Origin of the sequence: Cryobacterium sp. Y62, assembly GCF_002929785.1 — a bacterium.
Classification (GTDB): Bacteria; Actinomycetota; Actinomycetes; order Actinomycetales; family Microbacteriaceae; genus Cryobacterium.
This window is the reverse complement of the sequence record NZ_PJJK01000117.1, coordinates 149,920-172,172: the sequence shown is the minus strand read 5'-3', so window position 1 is coordinate 172,172 and position 22,253 is coordinate 149,920. Positions and strand designations below refer to the sequence as shown.

The 22,253-nt window shown below is 64.1% G+C and carries 26 protein-coding genes, 1 tRNA gene and 1 pseudogene; 19 read left to right on the top strand and 9 right to left on the bottom strand.

Annotated elements, in window-relative coordinates; translation table 11 throughout:
* Positions 1-1,086: 1,086 nt before the first annotated feature.
* The gene (locus CXY71_RS16625) at positions 1,087-2,259 is read left to right on the top strand and encodes a HEPN domain-containing protein (protein ID WP_233204686.1); all 1,173 of its coding nucleotides are present in this window, start codon (positions 1,087-1,089) and stop codon (positions 2,257-2,259) included.
* Positions 2,260-2,303: 44 nt separating this feature from the next.
* Here the strand turns inward: CXY71_RS16625 and CXY71_RS16620 are convergent, their stop codons facing one another.
* On the bottom strand, positions 2,304-2,729 hold the full coding sequence (locus tag CXY71_RS16620; protein ID WP_104137878.1) for a hypothetical protein: 426 nt from the start codon (positions 2,727-2,729) through the stop codon (positions 2,304-2,306).
* Positions 2,719-2,964, bottom strand: coding sequence for a hypothetical protein (locus CXY71_RS22185; protein WP_146072861.1), 246 nt, complete (start codon positions 2,962-2,964; stop codon positions 2,719-2,721). Before CXY71_RS22185 ends, CXY71_RS16620 begins: the two co-directional genes overlap by 11 nt.
* A 1,106-nt stretch (positions 2,965-4,070) precedes the next feature.
* On the opposite strand from CXY71_RS22185, the gene CXY71_RS22180 reads away from it, so the two are divergent.
* The 8 genes from CXY71_RS22180 to CXY71_RS16585 all read left to right on the top strand — a co-directional run bounded on the left by CXY71_RS22180 (position 4,071) and on the right by CXY71_RS16585 (position 7,480).
* Positions 4,071-4,295: a hypothetical protein gene (locus CXY71_RS22180; protein WP_104137872.1), complete on the top strand. Its 225-nt coding sequence runs from the start codon at positions 4,071-4,073 to the stop codon at positions 4,293-4,295.
* Between the two features lie 51 nt (positions 4,296-4,346).
* The gene (locus tag CXY71_RS22405; RefSeq protein WP_255411370.1) at positions 4,347-4,469 is read left to right on the top strand and encodes a hypothetical protein; all 123 of its coding nucleotides are present in this window, start codon (positions 4,347-4,349) and stop codon (positions 4,467-4,469) included.
* A gap of 173 nt (positions 4,470-4,642) precedes the next feature.
* Positions 4,643-4,918: a hypothetical protein gene (locus CXY71_RS22175; RefSeq protein ID WP_104137869.1), complete on the top strand. Its 276-nt coding sequence runs from the start codon at positions 4,643-4,645 to the stop codon at positions 4,916-4,918.
* Positions 4,884-5,366, top strand: coding sequence for a zeta toxin family protein (locus CXY71_RS16600; RefSeq protein WP_104137866.1), 483 nt, complete (start codon positions 4,884-4,886; stop codon positions 5,364-5,366). The genes CXY71_RS22175 and CXY71_RS16600 overlap by 35 nt, the downstream gene beginning before the upstream one ends.
* A gap of 25 nt (positions 5,367-5,391) precedes the next feature.
* Positions 5,392-5,586, top strand: a complete 195-nt coding sequence (locus CXY71_RS16595; RefSeq protein WP_233198206.1) for a hypothetical protein — start codon at positions 5,392-5,394, stop codon at positions 5,584-5,586.
* Entirely contained in the window at positions 5,501-6,364 is an 864-nt protein-coding gene (locus tag CXY71_RS16590) for a hypothetical protein (RefSeq protein WP_199184335.1), read from the top strand. The genes CXY71_RS16595 and CXY71_RS16590 overlap by 86 nt, the downstream gene beginning before the upstream one ends.
* A 244-nt stretch (positions 6,365-6,608) precedes the next feature.
* Entirely contained in the window at positions 6,609-6,809 is a 201-nt protein-coding gene (locus tag CXY71_RS22735) for a PfkB family carbohydrate kinase (protein ID WP_368665902.1), read from the top strand.
* Entirely contained in the window at positions 6,800-7,480 is a 681-nt protein-coding gene (locus CXY71_RS16585; protein WP_368665901.1) for a carbohydrate kinase family protein, read from the top strand. The genes CXY71_RS22735 and CXY71_RS16585 overlap by 10 nt, the downstream gene beginning before the upstream one ends.
* Positions 7,481-7,528: 48 nt before the next feature.
* Here the strand turns inward: CXY71_RS16585 and CXY71_RS16580 are convergent, their stop codons facing one another.
* Entirely contained in the window at positions 7,529-8,134 is a 606-nt protein-coding gene (locus tag CXY71_RS16580; RefSeq protein WP_104137863.1) for a HEAT repeat domain-containing protein, read from the bottom strand.
* 253 nt (positions 8,135-8,387) lie between these two features.
* On the opposite strand from CXY71_RS16580, the pseudogene CXY71_RS16575 reads away from it, so the two are divergent.
* Positions 8,388-8,984 (top strand): annotated as a pseudogene (locus CXY71_RS16575) (ATP-binding cassette domain-containing protein); the annotation flags it as partial.
* A 17-nt stretch (positions 8,985-9,001) separates the two neighbouring features.
* Here the strand turns inward: CXY71_RS16575 and CXY71_RS16570 are convergent.
* The gene (locus tag CXY71_RS16570) at positions 9,002-9,451 is read right to left on the bottom strand and encodes a GNAT family N-acetyltransferase (RefSeq protein WP_158253135.1); all 450 of its coding nucleotides are present in this window, start codon (positions 9,449-9,451) and stop codon (positions 9,002-9,004) included.
* Positions 9,452-9,658: 207 nt separating this feature from the next.
* On the opposite strand from CXY71_RS16570, the gene CXY71_RS16565 reads away from it, so the two are divergent.
* The 3 genes from CXY71_RS16565 to CXY71_RS16555 are packed head-to-tail and all read left to right on the top strand — an operon-like array spanning position 9,659 to position 11,692.
* Positions 9,659-10,105 carry a MaoC family dehydratase N-terminal domain-containing protein gene (locus CXY71_RS16565; RefSeq protein WP_104137856.1) on the top strand — a complete coding sequence of 149 codons (447 nt, stop codon included), beginning with the start codon at positions 9,659-9,661 and terminating at the stop codon, positions 10,103-10,105.
* On the top strand, positions 10,102-10,524 hold the full coding sequence (locus tag CXY71_RS16560; protein WP_104137853.1) for a MaoC/PaaZ C-terminal domain-containing protein: 423 nt from the start codon (positions 10,102-10,104) through the stop codon (positions 10,522-10,524). The genes CXY71_RS16565 and CXY71_RS16560 overlap by 4 nt, the downstream gene beginning before the upstream one ends.
* 4 nt (positions 10,525-10,528) lie before the next feature.
* Complete coding sequence (locus CXY71_RS16555) at positions 10,529-11,692, top strand: UDP-N-acetylmuramate dehydrogenase (protein ID WP_104137851.1); 1,164 nt, start codon at positions 10,529-10,531, stop codon at positions 11,690-11,692.
* A gap of 164 nt (positions 11,693-11,856) precedes the next feature.
* Here the strand turns inward: CXY71_RS16555 and CXY71_RS16550 are convergent, their stop codons facing one another.
* Positions 11,857-12,270: a hypothetical protein gene (locus tag CXY71_RS16550; protein WP_104137848.1), complete on the bottom strand. Its 414-nt coding sequence runs from the start codon at positions 12,268-12,270 to the stop codon at positions 11,857-11,859.
* A gap of 9 nt (positions 12,271-12,279) precedes the next feature.
* Entirely contained in the window at positions 12,280-13,821 is a 1,542-nt protein-coding gene (locus CXY71_RS16545; protein WP_104137845.1) for a PspC domain-containing protein, read from the bottom strand.
* Between the two features lie 113 nt (positions 13,822-13,934).
* Here CXY71_RS16545 and CXY71_RS16540 point away from each other — a divergent pair, with 113 nt between their 5' ends.
* Complete coding sequence (locus tag CXY71_RS16540) at positions 13,935-15,317, top strand: ATP-binding protein (protein ID WP_233204684.1); 1,383 nt, start codon at positions 13,935-13,937, stop codon at positions 15,315-15,317.
* Entirely contained in the window at positions 15,314-16,024 is a 711-nt protein-coding gene (locus CXY71_RS16535) for a response regulator transcription factor (protein ID WP_104137840.1), read from the top strand. Before CXY71_RS16540 ends, CXY71_RS16535 begins: the two co-directional genes overlap by 4 nt.
* Positions 16,025-16,045: 21 nt before the next feature.
* Here the strand turns inward: CXY71_RS16535 and CXY71_RS16530 are convergent, their stop codons facing one another.
* From CXY71_RS16530 to CXY71_RS16520, 3 genes are all read right to left on the bottom strand, one after another.
* Complete coding sequence (locus CXY71_RS16530) at positions 16,046-16,900, bottom strand: ABC transporter permease (RefSeq protein WP_104137837.1); 855 nt, start codon at positions 16,898-16,900, stop codon at positions 16,046-16,048.
* Positions 16,897-17,841 carry an ABC transporter ATP-binding protein gene (locus CXY71_RS16525; RefSeq protein WP_104137834.1) on the bottom strand — a complete coding sequence of 315 codons (945 nt, stop codon included), beginning with the start codon at positions 17,839-17,841 and terminating at the stop codon, positions 16,897-16,899. The genes CXY71_RS16530 and CXY71_RS16525 overlap by 4 nt, the downstream gene beginning before the upstream one ends.
* A 77-nt stretch (positions 17,842-17,918) precedes the next feature.
* Positions 17,919-19,121, bottom strand: a complete 1,203-nt coding sequence (locus CXY71_RS16520; protein ID WP_104137830.1) for a pyridoxal phosphate-dependent aminotransferase — start codon at positions 19,119-19,121, stop codon at positions 17,919-17,921.
* A gap of 154 nt (positions 19,122-19,275) precedes the next feature.
* On the opposite strand from CXY71_RS16520, the gene CXY71_RS16515 reads away from it, so the two are divergent.
* The 4 genes from CXY71_RS16515 (at position 19,276) to secE (ending at position 22,239) form a co-directional block, all read left to right on the top strand.
* Positions 19,276-20,118 (top strand): UbiA family prenyltransferase, encoded by an 843-nt coding sequence (locus tag CXY71_RS16515; RefSeq protein ID WP_104137827.1) that lies wholly within the window; start codon positions 19,276-19,278, stop codon positions 20,116-20,118.
* A complete protein-coding gene (locus tag CXY71_RS16510) occupies positions 20,115-21,569 on the top strand; it encodes an NAD(P)/FAD-dependent oxidoreductase (protein WP_104137824.1) in 1,455 nt (484 codons plus the stop codon). The genes CXY71_RS16515 and CXY71_RS16510 overlap by 4 nt, the downstream gene beginning before the upstream one ends.
* 282 nt (positions 21,570-21,851) lie before the next feature.
* A tRNA-Trp gene (locus tag CXY71_RS16505) sits at positions 21,852-21,924 on the top strand.
* 42 nt (positions 21,925-21,966) lie between these two features.
* Entirely contained in the window at positions 21,967-22,239 is a 273-nt protein-coding gene (secE, locus tag CXY71_RS16500) for a preprotein translocase subunit SecE (RefSeq protein WP_104137822.1), read from the top strand.
* The last annotated feature ends 14 nt before the right edge of the window (positions 22,240-22,253 follow it).

The window sequence follows — 22,253 nt, the reverse complement described above, 5'->3', positions numbered from 1 at the left end:
CGCCTGGTGCGTTTGACTCCATTTTGACCTCCGCGCGGATTATGCGAAAGTTTCGCATAAGACGCGAATATTCGCAATATGCAAAGTTAAATACCAGCTCAGGAAGCATTTAACATTCCAGCACCGCGGAAGAAATACCGCACCGCTGCACGGCTACATGTAGCCTCGGCAGGAAGCCCTGGGCCGCTATGACTCGCATCACGGGCGAAGTGTTGCCCAACCGGCATATTCGCACTCTATGCGTATATGCCGCACACAATCGGACATAATAGCTATTATCGGCTCGTCGATTCTCTGCTATTGGACGGGCTATCCATGCGTACATGTCGGACTTTTTGCTAGCACCCTGGCGCCAGTCAGGAGCATGTCGATACCCCTCCCAATAATTTGTCCGATGCAATTTATGCCCTGCGCCTCACGAGGATTGGGCAGCCGCGACTCTTTCGACAGAACCCCAGGCTTATCTGCGCGCGTGGCAACATTTTGGCAACATTTGAACGAGATTGCTCCGTTCTATAGCGTGGTCAAATAATTGAAAAGCCGCGCAATCATGCGGATTTGATGGCTGATCCGCTGTCTCATAGGGGCGCCTTAGGTTTCAAATCTCACTGGTACCGCCACGGATGCTCCGTTGCCTCTTTCGTGGCCCCGGATGGTGTGAGTATCTGGGTCACGTCCCGCGTCCGTGGAATTTGTCGACATCGTGCCCGTCGCCTTTCTGATTTTGCCGCGGTCCGTCCGGGCTCCGAACTTTTTCCTCGATCTGGGCCGAGGGTGTCGAGGTTACACATGGACGTTTCGGAGACGTGGCGGCGCGTTGTGCTTTACTCTCGTTGCCCGCTCGCGTTCTTTAGCCCCGAGCTTAGCGAGGACATCCGGAGCTGCCTGTAGTTTTAAATAGCAATACGCGACCACCGAGGGGTATTTGTGCCGAACGATTTGTTGAATGGAACGCGTCGAACCGGCGACTTATACGACACATATAGGGACACGCCCGAGGTTAAGGTGACCCTCGAACGATCCGATTCAGGCATAAGTGTCACAGTGGCGTGGTCAAACCCAGAAGTGCCGTACGCGGCTTGGTTTATGAGCGATGGCAGCCTGTTGTCCGGCATAGAACCCTCGCCAGAGCGGAAGCCTGTGCCGAAACGCGTGTTGTTTCAGGATTCCCACGGGGCTGTGCTCCTGATCCGGTGTTGGGCGCGCGGATTCCATGCAAATTTCGGGGGACCCGGTAGCGGAACTCTATGGGCTCGAGCTGCAATTATGGGTGTGAGAGAGGACACGGAATTCGACCGACCCCACGGGGTACAGACCGAAATATCCGGACTCCGAGAGTGGTTGGGCGTCACCTCCTGGGAAGAAGTTCAGGAGAAGAGCGACGGCACCCGCAAGTACATCCTGAGTTCTCTTGATACTGCGACGTTGAATGTCGGCGAGCACTCGGGGATGGCACTCGACTTTCGTTCGGGTTGGGGGCTGACCCACGAGGAGGGCACGGACCGTCGAGTGCTTCTCGACCTCCTGAGATGTACCACCCGCAGCGCTGAGCCGCTCGACTGGGATGTTCACTTGCAACTCCACCGGGCCATCCGCGACCTGCTGGTCTTATCGAGATGGCGCGACGAATCCTGTATCGCAGTTCGTGCGCTGCGCGAAGACGATCCAATCACGACTCTGGACGGCCTTTCCCACGGGGACCAGTGGCGCGAGGTAGTCGTTTCGGATGACGAGCGCAAGCCGGCGCCGAAGGGCCATCTTCCGCACCTTGTGCAGTACCAAGACTTCGGCGTGGAAGGAATCGGTCGATGGATTGCTCTTCGGGATCACTTCGCTCGAGCTCTCGACCCCGTAATCACCAGCAGCAATCTTCGCAACGCGACTCCACAGACGCGCCTCGCCCACACAGGACCAGGCGTGGAGGCGCTGGGGTACCTGTTGATGCTTCGCGACGGCATGGGGTCGAGTAAGGCGACGGGGGCCACGCTGAAGGCGCGGTTCGATCGGATTCTCGCTGACGTAGGCGATTGTCTCCCATTCGATGGCCCCACATGGGCCGAACAAACTGTGGCGACATACAACGCGTTAAAACACGCAAACCGGACCCTGCCTGACGATGTCGATGTGCTGACTTCGTGGGCCGAAAGCGTCATGGTCGTTCGAGCGTGGGTCGCGCTAGAACTCGGTATCACGATGGACGTGGTGAAGTCGCGACTCGCCGTCGACAGGCAGCCCCGCCATTTTGTGAAGGTTGAATAGTTCTAAGGCGAGCGAAATGATTATTACAGGTTCGAGGGTGAGTCTTACGTCAGCTGGAGCTCGCGGCTGGATGATGCAGAGATATCTACACCTGAGAAGGCAAACCGAAGCAGACCCGAGCCACCCGGCTGCTTGCGCATGTAATCAATCAGAAATTCCATCGTGATGTCTTTGTGAATGTCGGCAACGTCCTGAGCGGTGGAATCCTCGGCAGGACGCATATTTTCGATGTCGATGATGTGGATACTCAACTTGCTGTCCACAATGATTAGATTGGCAGACCCCCCTGCCGCGCGAATGCGAGGCCCCACATCGCTCAGGCAGTCGCTACCGAGAGCGACGATTATTGGCTGACTTCCATCGTCTGCGCGGACTTTAAGCATGCTGTGAAGCTTGTTGCGGGTGATGGCCGTCATCAGTTTGCGCGCGTAGTTGCGGCGCAGCACTGCGTTGCTGTCTTCAGCCGCCATTTCGCCACTTCCCTTCGTTTTCAACAAGATTGTCAAAAATTTCGTCCACAGAATTTTGGTACGTATCTTCTACGTCGGCTTGCGAGTAGATAACGCGGATTACGGTTCTAAGACGGGTATCGGTCTTGTCTTTGGTTGCTTCATGACGATGCACTTCCTGGTGGCTACAATCGATCTTCGCCACTTCATGCCACTCTTCTTCATGAGCTATCTCATGGAACACAGCGTAGTCCACAATTCTGGAATCTGACCGACTCCGCCAGACTCTTTGAGTAACTCGGCTGAAGGCTGTATCCAGGTAGCGGATTGTCTCCTCTTCGCACTCGTCGAGAGGGGGGTGTGCCCAGCGTTGCTCAACGACTTCGTCGAATGCACTAGCGGCAGCTTTCTTTGAGGCACGATGTGCGTCTCTTCCGAAGTTTCTAGCCACAATGCGCTTCAGCCTAGCGGCGTCACAGCGCGCGATCGACCGATCGAATCCCCACGTCAGTCCACCGACCTGAGCTTTGAGTGAACGCCGAGGCCCTGATCTTTATGGAAACGGCCAGGGAGTCTCTTGCGGGGCCCGCAAGGAGTCGAGATTTGAGCGGTTTCTGTCCGGTGGCCTGGCTCATAACTGGTGCCTGAAATCGGCGTCATTCGCTGCGCAGCCCGGCCGGAGTCAGATATGCGATCACCCGCGAGCGGTTGCGGCGAGACGCGATCCAGATCGCCGTCACCGTGTTCACTTCTGAAACCCCGCAGAAACCCCGCATTTACCCCGCAGATTGAAATTCGCAGTACCTGGGCAGTGTGATCACCGACCGAGTGATTTACAGGGATCAATGACCGAACTAGGCCTTCGTGACCCCGCTGAGTCTGGTTCACGATAATCGTGGTGTCGCGGGTTCAATTCCCGCTCCCGCTACAAAGATTCATTAGATACCCCGGACTTCTGCGGAAGGCCGGGGTATCTTTGTGTCTTGCCGCGCTGTCAACCTCTCAGATTGAGATCGCGGGTTTCTTCGGTTTCAAGGCTTCAACGGACTGCGCGCCGCGCGCCGGAGCATCCGGTCGCCGAGCCGTGAGTGCTGAACTTTTCCGCAGTAAAATGGCCTGAAACTCACGGCTCAGCGGTTGAAAGAAGCGGATACCGCCACCCGTACAAGCACGCGAATGCCGCCGGCTAAGCGTCTGCCGTCGCCTGTCGAAGCGGTGTGGTGCTTCTAAGGTCGAATCACGAACCTTTTCTTCGTGAATGAGCAATAACTAGTGTGAGCACAGATAACAGAGTGATCGAGCGTTCGGTCGGCAGTCCGGAAGAGTACGGACAGCGCAGCTACCCTGAACGACCGCACCGGGGTGTTCACTAAACACACTGAACCCAGTGACGGCTTCCGCCATGACATCACCATCGACCCCGAGACGGGCCAAGTAATCGGAGAACGCGCCGTATTCGTGGACCCCACCAAAGAATCATCCCTCCCTGTGGGAACGAGCGTCGAGTGGACCTCAAACACTGCTGCCGTTGCGAACGAAACACCGGCTGGCGGCAAACTCTACGGCGACACGGGCCTGTCCGGCTAAGGCCGACATCATGACCGGAACTCGACAGGTCAGAAGCGAGACGCTACAACCATGAGTGCCGAGGTCGATCCAGCCAGCATCGAGCTGCCGCCGACCTACTCCATCGACGTAACGCCGTTCTTCGTGATGGAATTCGACAAGGCGCTGGCACGCACAAGCGTCGATGTCCAGTAAAAGGTTCGATCACACAAGACGGTTTGGACCTGCTCGACCAGTGGCAACGATTCGTAGACACGGTGGTTCCTGGCTATGGCGTCGCCGCACGCGAACCACGCTGGCGGAACGTCACGCATTTGCCGGCGGCCACGCCCACCATGGCTTCCCGTCGACGCTCATGATTGACGCTCATGATCGACGCTGATCTCGACTCAATGCGTTCCTCCGGTGGTCAGTTCGCCGAGGAACTTGCAGAGGCTGGAGCCGAGGTGGACTGCCACGTGCTGCTCGGAACATTCCACGCTTTCCTCAACCACCCGCTCGAACCGAGTTTTACCGACGGTATCTGCCTGATCATTGACTGGGCCAGGGAAACTGTAGGCACCGATAGCGTGACTCGGATCAGGACTTCGGGTACCTGGCGATTGCCACGTGGAGCCGTTCGCCAGGAATGCATCGCGGAATAAGCGCTGGCCGGATACTCAGCCAGAGCATTCCTACGCAGCGTCTCGCGCCGTGGCCGAACAGCGCGCGCAACTGATGGCAGCGGGGGAGTCCTTCATTACCGAGACCGTGTTCAGCCACCAGAGCAAGCTCAACCTTGCTGAGGGCGCAATCGCACGCGGCTACCTCGTGCACATACACGTGATCCTGCTTCCCGTCGACGTGGCGGTGAGCCGCGTAGCTGAACGCGTGAAGTACGGCGGTCATAACGTGCCCGAGCAGAAGATCCGCGAGCGCTGCGAACGACTGTGGGACCTCATCGCGAAGGCCCGCACGACTGCTCATCGAACGGAAATTTTCGACAACAGCACCGCCAGAAACCCGTTCCGCCGCGTCTCGGAGTATGAACATGGCTTGCTCATCGGCGAACATTCCTGGCCGGTCTGGGTGCCGGCGGTACTTATCAACTAGATCGTCGTCCGTTGAGATGGACGATGTGAGCACGTCACGCCCGACATTGCACCTGCCGGACGCCCTCAAGACCCGAGTAGATGAGGCGGCGACGATCGACGGCGTGTCCGTCAACACTTGGCTGGTACGCGCGATTGCGGCCGCCCTGCAACCCAGGCAGCGCCGATCTGCTCAGCGCGCGCTGCGCACCGGCGACAACTTCGTGGGCTGGGCCCGCTAACCCGCTCAAACCACCACGCATACCCCACGCCTCAGAAACGCAGCGTCAGCATGCCCACATTCAGCACCCCACCCCGATCGACCTCGCCATCAACCTGCCGGTCAGCGCCATCGAAGTCGTCGCCGGCGACCGCGCCGACACGGTCGTGACCGTATCGGCCACCAACCCGGCCAAGGCCGTCGACTGCAGAGGTGCGGAGGAGACCAAGGTCGACTTCGACGGCGAACGACTCACCATCACCGGCCCGAAGCCCCGCATGAGCTGGATCGGCCCGACCGAGTCGGTCGACCTGAAAATTAAGCTACGGACGGGATCGCGGCTCACCGCCGAGATTTCGGTCGGCGGATTGCGCACCATCGGCGCCCTCGGCGCCACCCGCATCAGGAACTCGATGGGCCTGGTCGATATCGACACGACCGGCGATCTGTGGTTGAGCGACGGACGCGGCAACGCTACCGTGGGCACCGCCGGCGGCGGGATCGAGATCACGGTCGACCACGGTCAGATTCGGGTCGGCACGGTCATCGGCGACGCGCTTCTCAAGGCCTCGCACGGCAGCATCGCAGTGGGGGAGAGTGGCGACGACCTCGACATGAAGCTGTCCTACGGCGACCTCGAGATCGCCAGAGCGCTCGCCTCCGTTTCGGCCAAGACCGCGTACGCAGCATCGAGCTGCGCGAGGTTTCGAACGGGTCCGTGCAGGTCGAGAGCGGCTTCGGCCAGGTCACCGTTGGCATCAAGCCCGCTATTCCGGCCTGGCTTGACCTGTCGTTCCTGATGCGGTCGATGTCCGGGCGCAAGGGCGCCTGACCAGCAGGACTGACGACAGCCGGTGGAAGGAGAACGCACTCTTTGTTCCGGCTGTTTCTGTGTCGCCCGGCGAAACAGACCGCTGCCGCGCGAGAAACGCTGCCAGAGCGTTTGCTATCGAGCAAAGGCACTGAAATCAAGGCGGAGCGCCCGGTGTTAATCGGCGAGTTCACGGCCCCGTGCGCCAGCGGCGTGCGCCAAGATTGGACCTCGTGCCTGCATTGAACGCCCCCGCCCGTGTCGCCGTCGTCGGCGACGCTCTGATCGACGTGCTCCGTGATTCGGAGGCGAGCCGTGAGTTTCCCGGCGGCGCCGCCCTCAACGTGGCAGTCGGCCTGGCTGTGCTCGGCGTGCCGACGACGCTGATGGCACCGTTATTCGGGCGTTCCTCGATGAGTACGGGGTGCAGCTGATCGCGACAGCGGGCCCGTTGGGCTCATCGCGGGCCGTCTCCGACCGCACCGACGGCGAACCGCGCTACTTTTTCAACGACGCCGCCAAAGCACGCCGCATCGAATTCGGTGCGGTCGAGCGAGCTGCGCTCAACGACGCCGAACTCGTCGTCGTGAGCTGCTTTCCGTTCGATGACACCGTGCAGACCGAGGTCTTCGCGGCTTGTGTGCATGACCCGGAACAGCGCCTCGTGATCGACCCCAATCCCCGCGCCGGCATGCTGCATGACGGGCCGCGCTTTGTGCGCAACTTTGAGGTGCGCGCGGCACGCAGCCTGTTCGTGACGGTCGGCGATGAAGACGCCGACCTTCTTTACGACAGCACGCTTGAGGAGCTGCGGGAGCGTCTCGTCGACGCCGGAGTCGGCACCGTGCTCGCGACTGCCGGGCGCCTCGGTGCATCGGTGGTCGTGGGCCTGAATGAGCCGGTCAGCGTGCCGATCGCTGAGCTCGATGGTTCGGTCATTGACACCATGGGTGCCGGGGACGCGACGCTCGCGGCATCCGTTTGTATCATCGTGGCGAGCGGCGTGCCGCAGGATGCCGCTGGCTGGCAGGCACTGCTGGCTGACGCGATGCTCACCGCCGCGGCGACCTGCCGGCACGAGGGTGCTCTGCTGCGACGCCCCTGACCACCGGCGGAGCGGATGCCGCGGCCGGCTGCTCGTCGGGAGCCGCGCTTATGCCTCGGTGCTCGTTTCAGGCACGTCCGTTTCGGTCCTCGTCTCAGGAACCGGATCGGTGAACTTCAGCCGGGTGCGAATCGCGTCACGGGCCTGCTGGGCCGCGCGGCGCACCTCCTTGTCGGGGTCGCGCAGGCGCACCTCGATCGTGGCGATGTTGGCGGTGGTTCCCTGATCGGCGAGGGCGTGCAGGGCGGCGGCGCGCACGCGGGGGTGCTCGTCGGTCGTGAGACGCACGAGCTTGGGGACAACTTGAAGGCCGCGGAGCAGTACGACCTTGGCGCACATTTCGCGCACCCGCCAGGCCTGGTTGTTCAGCCCAACGACGATGTACGGCGCCGCCGACTCGCCCCAGACGTGCAGGAGCGCGCGAGCGCCCCACAGCTCGGGCCAGTACAGGGCCGGTGCGCCCTCGAGAATGCCGAGGGCGTGGCGCCCGCCGGCGTAAAGTAGAAAGTCTTTTCCGGCGTTCTTGGCACGCAACAGGGCCACGGAATTGTCGATGACGACGCTCTCGCCGTAGTGCGCGACGGCGGCGCGGATGCGCTCCTCGGTCGGCAGGTCGATCGGAAGGTCGGGGTGCGGAGTCAGTTTGTTTTGCATAGCGCTCTAACGCTACCTCCCTGGCGCACCCTGGGCCATCTAATCCCTTCCCAGGCAGCGATCCGGCAGGCGTAATACGACGCAATGGATGGGACGGTCCATTTGGTGAGCCGGGCCCGGTTCGAAAGATTGAAACCGTTGCGGTCAATGGGTGCCGCGCGTCAACAGGCTACGGTGCCCAGTGATCTGCGTCTAAAAAGTCTCCAAGACCCTCGGGTCGGGTGCCGCCGCAACGACCGCTCTCGACGACGTCAGCGTCGAAGTCGCTCGCGGCGAAATCTACGGCGTGATCGGGCAGAGCGGCGCCGGCAAGAGCACGCTCATTCGGGCGATCAACCTGTTCGCCGGGCGGACCGCCCAGGGCAACGTCGAGTTGGGCTTGGAAATCACCGGCATCACCGGCATCGAACGTCGCCGATGCTCGCTCGAGATTCTCGACCTGGTCGGGCTGACCGAAAAGGCAGACGCTTACCCGTCCGAGCGGTCCGGCGGCCAGAAGCAGCGCGTTGGTATCGCCAGGGCGCTCGCCGGCAACCCCAAGAATTTGCTCTCCGACGAGGCCACGAGCGCCCTCGACCCCGAGACGACTCGGTCCATCCTCGAGCTCGTGAAAACCATCAACGTGCAGCTCGGCCTGACCGTTCTGCTGATCACGCATGAAATGGATGTTGTCAAACGGGTTTCCGACTCGGCCGCCCTGCTCGAAAATGGCCGTATTCTCGAGCAGGGCAAGGTGGTGTCGCTCATTTCAATGCCCGGCTCTCCGCTCGCCAACGCCGCCCCGATCGCCGACCTGCGCGGGCAGGGACTGCTCGTGGAGATCGTCGGGGATGCGGCATTCGGTGGTTAAGGAGTGAGGCTGAGGTTCTAACGCGTGAGGTTCAGCTCGAAGCCGGAGGCGTGGTCGTAGATGCCGTAGTTGCCGATCTCGGTGAAACCGAGGCTGCGATAGAGAGCCAGCGCTTCGGGCTGGGCGTAGCCGGTTTCGAGGCGCATCCGCTCATACCCGAGATCGCGCGCGAGGGACGCGAGTTCGCGCAGAATCGTTTTTGCGTGGCCCTGGCGGCGGTATTCGGGGTTGGTCCACATGCGCTTGACCTCGGCGGTCGTGGCGTTGAACTGGTGCAGGCCGCCGCCGGCGACCGTCGTGTCGCCGTCGAGGAGCACGAGAAAGCCGCCGAAGGGAGGATCGAACTCGGAGCCGTCAACGTCGTGCACGGAATCGCCCGTGCCATATCGAGTTTCATATTCGCGGTGCAGATCAAGCAGAAGAGGGGCTACCTCGGAATCACCGAGGCGCACGGATACACATTTCACGGTTACCAGTGTGCGCCCTGGCGAGATGTGATCGTGACCGGTGGCACGGTCGACAGACGAGTCCACGCGGCCTCACTCTCCCGCTTATGCGTTGTCTACCCTTCCATTTTTTGTCGGAGTGGAGTTTCGCAATCAAGAATCCGCGCAGAACCGGTGCCGCCGCGCACTCACGCTGGCCGGTAGATCGATGCTTAGTAGACTCGAGACGTGTCAGTGAACCCAGAGTTGCAGGGGCGGGTCTTTCCGTCGGTCGCACCGTATCTTGTCGGCCGCGAAAAGGTGCGCGAATTTTCCCGCGCCGTGTTCGCGACCAACCCGATCAACTACGATCCCGAAGCGGCCCGCGCGGCCGGCCACGCCGACGTCGTCGCTCCGCCCACATTCGCCGTGGTCGTGCAGGAGGCCACTCTGGCCCAGCTGTTGGCCGAACCGGATGGCGGCATCGACTTCACCCGCGTCGTGCACGGCGATCAGCGTTTCACCTACACCCGGCCGATCGTGGCTGGCGATGAGCTCACGGCGACCCTCGCGGTGACGAGCATCAAGACCCTGGGCGGCCATTCGATGGTGACCGCCGAGTCCACCATCGTCGACGCGACCGGTGGCCACGTCGTGACCGCCATCTCCACTCTCGTCGTCAGGGGAGACGAATGATTCCTGTTCTGGCCGACCTCGAGGTCGGCAGCGTCGTCGCCGAGGCGAGTTTCTCGTTGACGCGCGATTCTCTCGTGCATTACGCCGGGGCATCCGGCGATTTCAACCCCATTCATTACCGCGATGATGTGGCGCAGTCGGTGGGCCTGTCGGGCGTGCTCGCCCACGGCATGCTCACAATGGGCCTTGCCGTGCAGCCCGTCGTTGACTGGGCCGGCGACCCGGCCCGCGTCGTGGACTACCAGGTGCGGTTCACCCGCCCGGTCTTCGTCGACGGGGCGGTAGGCGCGACCGTCACCGTGGTCGCCAAGGTCGGCGCCCTCGATGTCGAGGTGAGTGTGGCCCGTATCGACCTGACCGTGACCTTCAACGGTACGACCGTTCTTGGCAAGGCGCAGGCGCGCGTCAACCTGGCCTGAACGCATGATTGAACCCGTTGCCCTAAGCACGCTCACCACCTTTCGCGTTGGCGGCCCGCCCGCAGCCCGGGTGGCCCCGGTCACCGAGCAGGACCTCATCAACGAAACCCTTTCGGTCTGGGGCATGGACGAAAACTGGCTGCTGCTCGGTGGCGGCTCCAACACCGTTGTCGCAGACGAAGGCTTCGACGGCGTCGTCATTCACGTGGTGACCCGCGGCATCCAGGTCCTGGATGATTCCAGCGCAAAGGATGCCGCTGGCGTCGGTCCCGCAGACCGGGTTCGGCTGCGCGTGCAGGCCGGCGAGCCCTGGGACGAACTGGTCTCCTATGCCGTCCAGCACGGCTGGGCCGGCATTGAGGCGCTCTCCGGCATCCCCGGATCGTGTGGCGCCGCGCCGGTGCAGAACATCGGTGCCTACGGCCAGGAAATCTCGGACTGCCTCGTCGCGATCGATTTTCTCTCCTATGAAACCGGCGAAGTCGAACGACTCGAACGCGCCGAGCTCGGCCTCGGCTACCGCACCTCGGTGCTCAAACAGGGCTTGCGCGGTGTCGTGCTGGCGATCGAGCTGGAGTTGCACGATACCGCCGCCGAGGCATCCGTTTTGGGAAGTACGCTAGGTCAGCCGTTGAAATATGCCCAACTCGCCGGTGCGCTCGGCGTGCAGCTCGGCGACCGCGTGCCGCTGCAGACCGTGCGCGACACAGTCCTGGGCCTGCGCGCCGGTAAGGGCATGGTGCTCGACCCGAGCGACCCCGACACGTTCAGCGCGGGATCCTTCTTCACCAACCCGATCGTGACCGAGGCGTTTGCGCGCTCGCTTCCGGCATCGGCGCCCCAGTGGCCGATGACGACGGAGCTGCCGGATCGAGTTATTCCAATTGAGGAATACATGGGTGTTGGGCCCATTCCCGGCGAGGAACCGGTGCGCCTGGTCAAGCTCAGCGCCGCCTGGCTAATCGAGCAGTCCGGCGTCTCCCGCGGGTTCAGGCTGGCCGGGTCGAAGGCGGCGGTGTCGAGCAAACACACCCTGGCCTTGACTAACACGGGCGGTGCGACCGCCGAGGAGGTGGCCGAACTTGCCCGCTACGTGCTCGGCCGGGTGCAGGCCGAATTCGGCGTAAACCTGCAGCCCGAACCAGTTCTGGTCGGCCTGGCGCTGTAGCAGCTGGGCGGGCTGGTTGCGGCCAGGTGACGCATTCCGGCGATGCCGGCGATGTCGAGGTGTGAGTTTCAGCCCATTTTTGGTGAGACGCAGGCGCGAACTCACACCTCGGCATCGTGCCCGCGAGATGCCCGACGCAGTGCCCGCGAGCAGAACGCGGCCGGTCAGTCGGCGCGACGTGCAGCGGCCGCGATGCCGGCCACGACGAGGCCCAGCCCGACCGCGATCACGCCGCCGAGGAGCCATAGCGTGGGATCCGGCGGCACCGGAAGCAGGGTGAACACGACCATGTAGGTGGCGAACGCCAGCAGCAGAATGCCCCAGAAAATCGTGCCGAAGCGTGGACGCAAGCGGGGAACGGACGTTGTCGCCTCGCCAGCCGGCACGGCTTGGTTCGGGCTGAAGAAGCTCGGCGTCGTATCGGTCTCCTGTGCGGGGCTGGCCGCGGCGGCGTTCGGCGCGGTCGGGTTTGCTTCGGTGACGGTCGCGTCGCCAGCCGGCGGATTTGCAGCGAAGACCTCGGTGGGGGTGTCGGAGTGGTCGGCTCCGGAGTTCGCGGGAGAAAGTGGAGTGGTCATTGTGAGGTCCTAATTGTTGGAGGAGTCGAGCGTGACGACGCCGGCGATGGTCCAGATGCGCAGCAAGGGGCCGTCGCTGCGGCTGCTCGCGTTGAAGGTGCGCTGATCCGAGGTAAAAACTCCCGTGCGCTCGCCGTTCTCCGCGTCCGCCGCCCGACCCGAATACTCCACGCCGCCGACCAGCGCGTGCGTTTCGACGCGCACCGGGGCATCTGCGGGGAGTTGAATATTGGTGACGCCAGCCACGAGCCAGACGTCGAAGATGCGATCCGCGTCGAGCCCTGCGTTGTCGAAATCACTGAGGTCGAGGGTGGTTTGCCCGGCGATCATGACGTAGCTCGTCGACGGGTCAACGGCGGCGTCATTTGCGATGAGCGGCCAGACGGTGTCGCCGAGGGCGGTGAACTGGCTGCCCTGCGGAAACACGCCGAGCACGACGAGCGTAGCCGCGGCCAGAAAGGCGAACCCGCCCATGGCGCCGTCGGTGCGACCGCGAATTCCGGCGATCACGATGCCGAGCGCGAGCACTCCGAGGGCGAAGGCGACGCCGAGCAGGATCGCGTCCTGCGACCAGACCCCGGTCGAGTTCACTCCGGCGGCAACCGCTCCCGTGGCCAGGGCAAGGCCGAGCACGATTGCGCTGTACCCGGCGCCGGGACGGCGGGCGCGCACCCGGGCACGGTGGGCGGCCTGGCGGGCGCGGTTCTGTTCCTGCCAGTGGCGATTCTGTTCGGAGCGGATGTTCCGGGCCGATTCGGGCGCGTACGGGTTGGCCGGCGGATAGGTCTCACCAAGAGCGCCGGCGACGAACGGGTTCTGGGCCGACGTCGTTGTGGCCGCAAAAGCAAGCGTTGGGGCGGTTGCCGGTTCGGTGTCGGAGCTGACGGGGGCTCCGGTGGTGTGCGAGGCGCTAACGGTGGACGTGGTCGTATCCGGGGCATCCGTTTGCGGGCTGGAGTCGGTACCCGTGGACGGTTTTGGATCGTAGACATTGCCCGGGCCGAACGGGGTGGCCGGGGGAGGGAACCGGCCAGACCCGGGACCAGTGCTGCCGGGTTTCCTGGCGCGGCGAATCAGATAGACGATCAGCCAGACGCTGCCGGCGGCCACGGCCAGGCCCCAACCGACCGAGAGCATGGTGGAGAGCCAATCGGGGAGTGCCCAGAATCCGGTCGGGCCGTTCCACGAGAGTCCACGGAGCATCGGCACGACGGTGGCCAGAAGCAGAGCGCCGATGGCGACCATGGCGGGTTGGAACCGGCCGCGGATGGCCTCCTCAGCGTAGATGCGGCCGGCGCCGCGCGGCATGAGCGCCCAGCCTATGGCGTAGGCGAAGACGACGGGTCCGCCGAGGATGGCAATCACGACGGCGATGCCGCGCACTATGAGAGGGTCGAGCCCGGTGCGGGCGGCGATACCACCACAGACGCCGGCGATCCAGCGTTCGCCATCACGGTTCAGGCCGCTGCCACGAATCCAGTCGAAGAAGCGGGTGATTTGGTCGGGTTTGGGCGGTTGGTGGGGTCTGTCGGCCCTCGGTGCGTCGGTCATGGTTTGAGTCTGTCAGCGCGCCGAGACCGCTGCCATGGGGGATGACCCTGATTGAACCCTGATTGATTTTGAACAGGTTCCGTCGTGTCGGTGGGGCGTGCTTGGATAAACACGTGAGAACAGAGCGGATGACCCGGCCCCGGCTGCGCCTCGTGGGCGGTGTGTGCGCGGGGTTCGCCGAGCACACCGGCGTTCCGGTGGCTACCGTGCGTTTGCTTACCGTACTGCTGAGTCTCTGCGGCGGCTTCGGCGCGCTGCTTTACGCCTGGCTCTGGGGTACGGTTCCTTCGGGCGCGGCGACGGCCGACCCGTTGCCCAAGTCGAGCCTGGCCCGCGCAAGTCGCGTTTCCTCTGCGGCGCCCGGTGGCTTGGCACCTCTGGCCCGTCTCGCCGTGTCACCCGGCGTCTCTCGGTTCGCCAGCCCTGCAACGCCCGCCGTCAAAACGGATGCCGACTCAGCGCGCGCTGCGCCCGTCACCGAGATCCTGCTCGGGCTCGCTTTGCTGGCCGCCGGCGGTGCCCTTGTGGCGAGCCGACTCGGCGCCGACATCCCACTCGCCGTGGTGGTGCCCGCCATCGTCGTACTCGCCGGAACCGCGCTCGCCTGGCGCCAGTTCGCCGACATTCGCAGTGGTGCGGCGCAGCAATCCTCGGCGTTGCTCGTGCGCATTCTCGGGGCGCTCGTGCTGGTTGCCGTCGGCATTTTGCTGTTTTTCGTGACCGGTACCAATCCGAACGCGTGGACGGTTATTTTGGCGGCGGCATCCGTTCTGCTGGGAGTAGCCGTGGTGACCGCACCTTGGCTGCTGCGCCTGTGGAGCGACCTCGCCGACGAGCGCGCCGCGCGGGCGCGCGAGGCCGAGCGGGCCGATATCGCCGCGCACCTGCACGACTCGGTGCTGCAGACTCTCGCGCTCATTCAGCAGAAGGCTGGCCCGCATAGTGACGTCGCGCGGCTCGCCCGGGCGCAGGAACGCGAACTGCGCGAGTGGCTGTTTACCGGAACCCGCGGCGGCAGCGTCGAATCGGCGTCAGACCTTGCCACCGCGCTGCGCCGCATCGCGGGCGAGATCGAAGAGGACTTCGCGGTGCACTTCGAGGTGGTGACGGTCGGGGCGGGTGTGAGCGCGGGATCGGCCGACGGCTCCGACTCGCCCGCTGCCGCCGCTCGAGAAGCACTCGCCGCAGCCGCCCGCGAGGCCATGCTCAATGCGGCCCGGCATGCCGGCGGAGCGGTGTCGGTGTACCTCGAGACCGGCGCCCGGGGTGTTGAACTGAGCGTGACCGACCGCGGGCCGGGTTTTCGGCTCGACCAGATTTCCAAAGACCGGCTCGGCGTGCGCGAATCCATTCTCGGACGGATGCGCCGGGCTGGTGGAAACGCCGCCGTGCGCCCAGGTCCGGGCGGCACCGGCACCGAGATTCTGCTGACTTTACCGGCGCTGGCGGCCACTCCGGCGATTGGTGAGCACCACACCGAAACGAGCGTGCGATGACCAACCACGACCCGATACAAAGCAGCCCTGCGCCAACAGGGCCGGCCGCGGCATCCGCTGGTCTGCCTATCCTCATCGTTGACGATCACTCCATCTTCCGTTCAGGGCTACGTGCCGAGCTCGACCCGAACATCGTCGTGCTCGGTGAGGCGGCGACGGTCGACGCCGCGATCGCGAGCGTGATCGAACTGCAGCCGCGAGTCGTACTGCTCGACGTGCACCTGCCCGGCGGGCGCGGCGGGGGCGGCGCGGAGGTTATTCGTGAGGCGGCACCGCGCGCTCCGCACACCCTGTTCCTGGCGCTGAGCGTCTCGGACGCCGCCGACGACGTAGTGAGCGTCATCCGAGCTGGCGCTCGTGGCTACATCACCAAGAGCGCTTCCGGAGCCGAGGTCTCCGAAGCGGCTCGCCGCGTCGCCGACGGTGACGCCGTGTTCTCGCCGCGCCTGGCCGGATTCGTACTCGACGCCTTCGGCGCTGTTGCGGGCGAGACCGCCGAAACGACCGAGGAACTCGACCGGCTCTCCGCTCGGGAAACCGAGGTGATGCGCCTCATCGCCCGCGGCTACAGCTACAAGGAGGTCGCCAGCACCCTGTTCATCGCGGCCAAGACCGTCGAAACGCACGTCTCGTCCGTGCTGCGCAAGCTGCAGCTGTCGAGTCGGCACGAACTGACCGCCTGGGCACTCGAGCGCAAACTGCTTTAGCGCCCGGGCTTTAGGCCAGGCTCACGCGTCGCGTCGAATCCAGCGAAACGTCACCCGGCTCAGCACGAGACCCAGCACCAGCCAGATGCCGAGGGCGCCGGCCACCCAGGGTAAATCCCAGGAAGCGCTCTGCTCGGCAGCCGCGAAGCTTTCCGGAAGAAAGACCGAACGCATGCCCTGAGCCATCCATTTGAGCGGAAAGATGCTCGCCAAATTTTGCATCCACTCGGGCAGCGTCGTGAACTGCAGATAGACGCCCGAGATGAATTGCAGCACGAGCACCACGGGAGCCACCACGGCCGTGGCGCTGCGCCCCGACCGAGGTGCCGCCGACAGCGCTATGCCGAGAAACGCGCTCGTGATCACGCCGAACACGAACACCCAGGCGAAAGTCGCCCATTTCTCGGGCTCAGTCGGCAGCGCGATATCGAGCACAAGCCGCGCCACGAGAAGCAGAAGGCCAGCCTGGAGAATCGCGGTGACGAAGACCTGCCCGATCTTGCCGAGAAAATAGCTCAGCGGGGACAGTGGGGTGCCACCCAGGCGTTTGAGGGTGCCATCGCTCTTCTCGCCGGCGATATCGACAGCGAGGTTCTGCACACCAGAGAGAAGCATGCCGGCGGCGAGCATGCCGGGCAGATAGTAGGCGCCCACGCTGACGCCGCCGGTTCCGTCGGGGTTCGCACCGATATTGCCGGAGGAGCTGAACGCAGCGGTGAATATGCCAAGCATGATGAACGGAAAAAAGAACGTGAACAACAGGGTATCGGGGGAGCGAAAGTACAGGCGCGTTTCATAGCCGATGCGGGACAGGCCGAGCACGAGTGTGCTCGGAGCCTTGTTCTGCGGGCGGGCGACCAAAACCGTGGCGCTCATGCTCGTACGTCCTTATAGATGCGTCGGCTCGGATCCGACCGACCCTCATTGGTGGATGCTGCCGCCCCGCTCCCAGCCGGCATTGCCTCGTGACCACGCACGAGCGACAGGTACACGTCTTCGAGACTTGGCCGGATTACCTCGAGATCCGCGGGCTCGGCACCGTTCAAGCTGCGGACGAGTTCGGCCACGACCTGCGCCGGGCGGCTCGTACGCTCTTCGCGTACCAATCCGTTGCCGTCACGCCAGCGCACGACCGGAACGCGGGCATCCGCTCCGCCGATTTTGTCGAGCGAACCGATGTCGATGAGCTGGCCACCGGCGATGATTCCGGCTCGGTCGCCGAGTTGCGCGGCCTCGTCGAGGTAGTGGGTCGTCAGCAGAATGGTGGTGCCCTCCGCCTTGAGCCCGCGAATCAGACTCCAGAACTGATGCCGGGCCTCGGGGTCGAAGCCGGTGGTCGGTTCGTCGAGAAACAACAACTCGGGGCGTCCGATAATGCCGAGGGCGACATCAACTCGGCGACGCTGCCCGCCGGAAAGTTTGCCGACGCGGGTTTTGGCCTTCTCGCGCAGGCCCGCCGCGTCGATGACCTCGTCGACGTCGCGGGGATGGGGATAGAACCCGGCGAAGTGGCGCAGCAGCTCTGTCACTGTGGCATTGCCGCTCTCGCCGCTGGTCTGCAGCACAATGCCCAGGCGGGCCTTCCAGTCCAGGCCTCCGCGATGCGGATCAATGCCGAGCACGCTCACCTCGCCGCCGGAACGGTCACGGTAACCTTCGAGAATCTCGATCGTCGTGCTCTTGCCGGCGCCATTAGGGCCGAGCAGGGCGAAAGTCTCACCGGCCGCGATTGAGAAACTCACGCCGCGCACCGCCTCGACGCCGCCATATGATTTCTGCAGGTCGCGCACCTGCACGACCGGGGCTGTGGTTGTCATGGACTCAGAATCTTACTCCCGCGCCCCCGAAGCCGCCGTTGGTCGTGTCCCCCGTTCACAAGTCGCCGGATGCCGTACTAGGCGAACAGGCGCTGCAGACGTTGCACGCCCTCGAGCAGGGCGTCATCGCCGAGGGCGTATGACAAGCGCAGGAATCCACTCGGCCCGAAAGCTTCGCCAGGAACTGCGGCCACCTCGGCCCGATCGAGAATGAGGTCGGCCAGTTCGAGTGACGTCGTTGGCGTCACATCGCCCCACTGGCGGCCGAGCAGGCCGGTCACATCGGGGTAGACATAGAAGGCACCCTGCGGGGTGGGTGTCACGACGCCGGGGATATTGTTCAACTCAGCCACGATCAGCTTGCGGCGGCGGTCAAAGGCCACCCGCATGGCCTCGGCGGCGCCTTGCGGGCCGTTCAACGCAGCGATTCCGGCGCGCTGAGAGATGTTCGACACGTTCGAGGAGAGGTGCGACTGCAGGTTTGCTGCCGCCCTCATGGCGTCGGCGGGGCCGACCATCCAGCCGAGGCGCCAGCCGGTCATGGCATACGTTTTGGCGACGCCGTTGACCAGGATCGTGCGGTCGGCGAGCGCCGGAACGGCTTCGACGATAGAAACGGCGCGCACGCCGTCGTACGTGAGGTTCTGGTAGATCTCATCGGAGATGACCCAGAGACCGTTGTCTTCAGCCCATTGGCCGATGGCACGGGTCTGCTCCGGCGAGTAAACGGCGCCGGTGGGGTTCGACGGTGAGACGAACAACAGCACCTTGGTTCGCGGAGTGCGTGCGGCTTCGAGCTGCTCGACGGTCACGAGGTAGCCCTGGTCGCTGCCGGCGAAGACGTCGACCTGCACGCCGCCGGCGAGGCGGATCGCTTCGGGGTACGTGGTCCAATACGGGGTCGGTACGATGACCTCGTCACCGGGATCGAGCAGGGTCGCGAAGGCCTGGTAGACGGCCTGCTTGCCACCGTTGGTGACAACGACCTGGCCCGGCGAGACCGCGAGGCTGCTGTCACGCAGTGTCTTGGCCGCGATGGCCTCGCGCAGCTCGGGCAGTCCAGCCGCGGGGGTATATCGATAGTTCTTCGGATCGCGCACGGCGGTCAGCGCCGCCTCCACGATGTGTTCAGGGGTCTGAAAATCGGGTTCCCCCGCCGCGAAGCTGATCACCGGCCTTCCCGCCGCCTGCAGCGCCTTGGCCTTGCCGTCAACCTTGAGGGTCGCTGACTCGGCAATAGAGCCGATCCGACTTGAAATTCGCTTGAGTTCGTGATCCACGTGTTGAGTTTAGCTACCCGACCCGCGCGCAAGCTAGCGAAACCCCGGCTGTGCCAGCGCTCGTGTCGGCCCCGGTGACGCAGATCTGTCGCGCGTTGGCTGAGCGATGCGATGCCCGCAAAAATTGGGTCTCCCGCAGGAATAGAGTGATCAAATGATCACCCGCCTGGTTCAGATCTCCCGACCGGTGCTGTGGGTCAACACCGTCGGAACGACCGTCATCGGCATGTGGTTGATCGGGGATTTGTGGCGCTGGGACATCATTGCGCTGCTGCTCTGGGCGACCCTGCCGTTTAACCTCCTGATCTACGGCGTGAACGATATCTTCGACCAGGAAACGGATGCCCAGAACGCCCGCAAGGGCGGCCTCGAAGGGGCTCGCATCCTCAGCTCGGAAACTCGCAGTATCGTGCTCGCGGTCGTGCTGATCAACGTGCCGTTTGTGGCGTATTTTCTCGTCACGTTGCCGCCGGCGGCGCTCGCCTGGATTGCCGTGTACACGATCATCTTCATCTTCTACTCGGCACCCCCGCTGCGTTTCAAGGCCCGGCGCTACCTCGACTCGCTCAGCAACGCCGCCTACGCCTTGCCGCTGATCTTCGTACCCCTGGCCTTCGGCAAGTCGCCGGTCTGGGCAGCGGCTATCGGGCTGATGGCGTGGAGCGTGGCCAAGCACACCTACGACGCGGTGCAGGATATCGACGAGGACCGCGCCGCTGGAATTCACACCACTGCCGTCTGCCTCGGTGCGCGCGGCGCCACGGTATGGAGCGGCGTGTGGTGGGCTCTGTCCACCGTGGGATTCGCGCTGATCAGTTGGCCGGTCGCCGCGGTGAATGCACTCATCGCCGGCTGGCTGGTGGTATCGCTGGGGCGCAGCCCCACACCGGCAACGGCCCGCCGCCTGTATCGATACTCGATCGTGTTTCCCTACGTTGCCGGTTCCGTCGCCGGGGCCCAAATTGTGGCAGCCATGTTGCTGGGAGTTTATCCATGACCCGATCACGCGTGAATACGTCCCCGCAGCGCATCACCGTGCTCGGCGCGGGCATCGGCGGGCTCACGGCCGCCGCCCTATTGGCCCGTGCAGGCCATTCGGTGACCGTACTAGAGGGATCCGACTGGATCGGTGGCAAGAGCAGGCGCCTCGAGATCGACGGGCAGCGCGTGGACACCGGACCGGCGCTGGTGACTTTCCCCCCGGTCTGGGAGGAACTGCTCGCTCGCTACGACGCGCTCGGAGCTCGCTGCTCTGCCCCCGCGGAGGCCACCGCGGTGGCCGGGGTCACGCTGCAAAGACTGCCCGAAGTGGGCCGGTACTTCTACCGGGGAGAAGCAACCACCCTGCCGGTGCCGGCCGGGCACCCCTGGTACGCGGCCTGGACCCGCTTCGAAAGGGAACACGGCGGCCTCGGGCCCCAACTCACGAGCATGCTCACCGCCAACCCGTTGGATCCGGCGTCGCTGCCGGCCGTGCGCAGCGTATTTCGCCTGTACGGCACCCGCCTGACCACGCGCAGCTTTCTTGATGGCCTGAGCTGGATGCCCGACGGACTGCGCGAGGTCATCGCCATCCACACCCTCAACGCGGGCGTCTCTCCCCGGCAGACTCTCGCCCTGTACGCGAGTATGCCAGCCATTATGGCCAGGGACGGCGTCTGGGTTCCCGAGGGCGGAGTGAACGAGCTCCCGCTCGCATTGCACCGGCTGGCCCTGCACGCCGGTGCGAACGTGCACACCGGCGAGCCCGTCACATCCGTGTCGAAAGGTCTCGTGACCACGGCGTTGGCGACGTACCCGTCCGACGTGATCGTGAGCGGGCTCGACAGCGCGGTGCTCGACGGCCTGCTCGGCGCGCCACCGACGCGGGCGCGCTCGTGCTCGTGCTCGGGGGTGGCCATCTATGCAGCGCTCGAGACGCTGCTGCCAGAGGGCACGGCCACGCACTCCGTCGTGCTACCCGACGACCCGGGCGCCCTGCACCGCAGCCTCGATGCCGGACTCGTGCCAGAGCAGACGATGGCATTCCTGAACTACTACCGGCCGCACGAGGTCTATCCCAACGACCGCGCCACCGTGGCGGTACTCCTCACCGCGCCCGCCGATGGCCGCCACTACGACCTCGACAGCCCGTGGGTGGCGCGTGAGGTTGCTCGGGTGAGCGCCGCCGTGGGCCTGGACCGGCCGATCAGCGAGCTGTTTCGGGACCACGTCGTGTTCGACCCGCACTACTTCGGCGGCTGGGGTTCCGCCGGCGGAGCACTGTACGGCGCCACCCATCCGCTCTGGCAAAGCGGGCCGTTCCACCGCCCCGGCTACTCAAGCCGCGCACGCCCGTGGCTGTGGCGGGTGGGCGCATCGGTGCACCCCGGCGGCGGTATCCCGGCCGTGCTCGGCGGCGCCATGACCTCGATGCACAAGCTGATCGGTCGCCTCGATAATTCCTGATTCCGGGTTCCGGCCGAGCGTTCCCATGAGAAAGTTAGCGCTGCTCGGGTGCGTGACACTAGATCAATCGATGAGAGCTTACTCCTCCGGGGGTGCGCCCTCGAGGGTTCGTGTGCCAAGCTGACAAGGAAGCGATGGCTCGCTCCTCGAGTAAGTTCGCCTCAGCTTTACAGTGGCCGGTCCGTGACCTAGACTGGTTGAAGGTAGTTGAATTCTGCCATGCTCTTCTGCGCCTTTTTCTAAGCAATTGAGGTGCAGCAAGCAGGGTAAGTTTACTCCTATAGGGTGGTGGCTCAATTGGTAGAGCAGCGGTCTCCAAAACCGCAGGTTGCAGGTTCGAGTCCTGTCCGCCCTGCACATCGGTGGTTAGTCCGCCGACCATGAGAGGTGTAAACAGGTGGCCCGAAAAGTTGTCGACGAACCCGGTGAGGAAGTCGTCGCGAACGCACGAATGGCACGCGAGTCACATCGCGGTCCTTTCGCTCGGCTGTCCCTGTTTATCAAGCAGGTCTTCGCAGAACTGCGCAAGGTAGTCACTCCGACTCGTAAAGAGCTGCTGAGCTATACCGGCGTCGTGCTCGTCTTCGTTGTCATCATGATGGGCATCGTGTCGCTCCTGGACTGGGTGTTCGGACTCGCCGTTCTCTACGTCTTCGGAACGCCGGGGTAACTCGCGCCATCGGC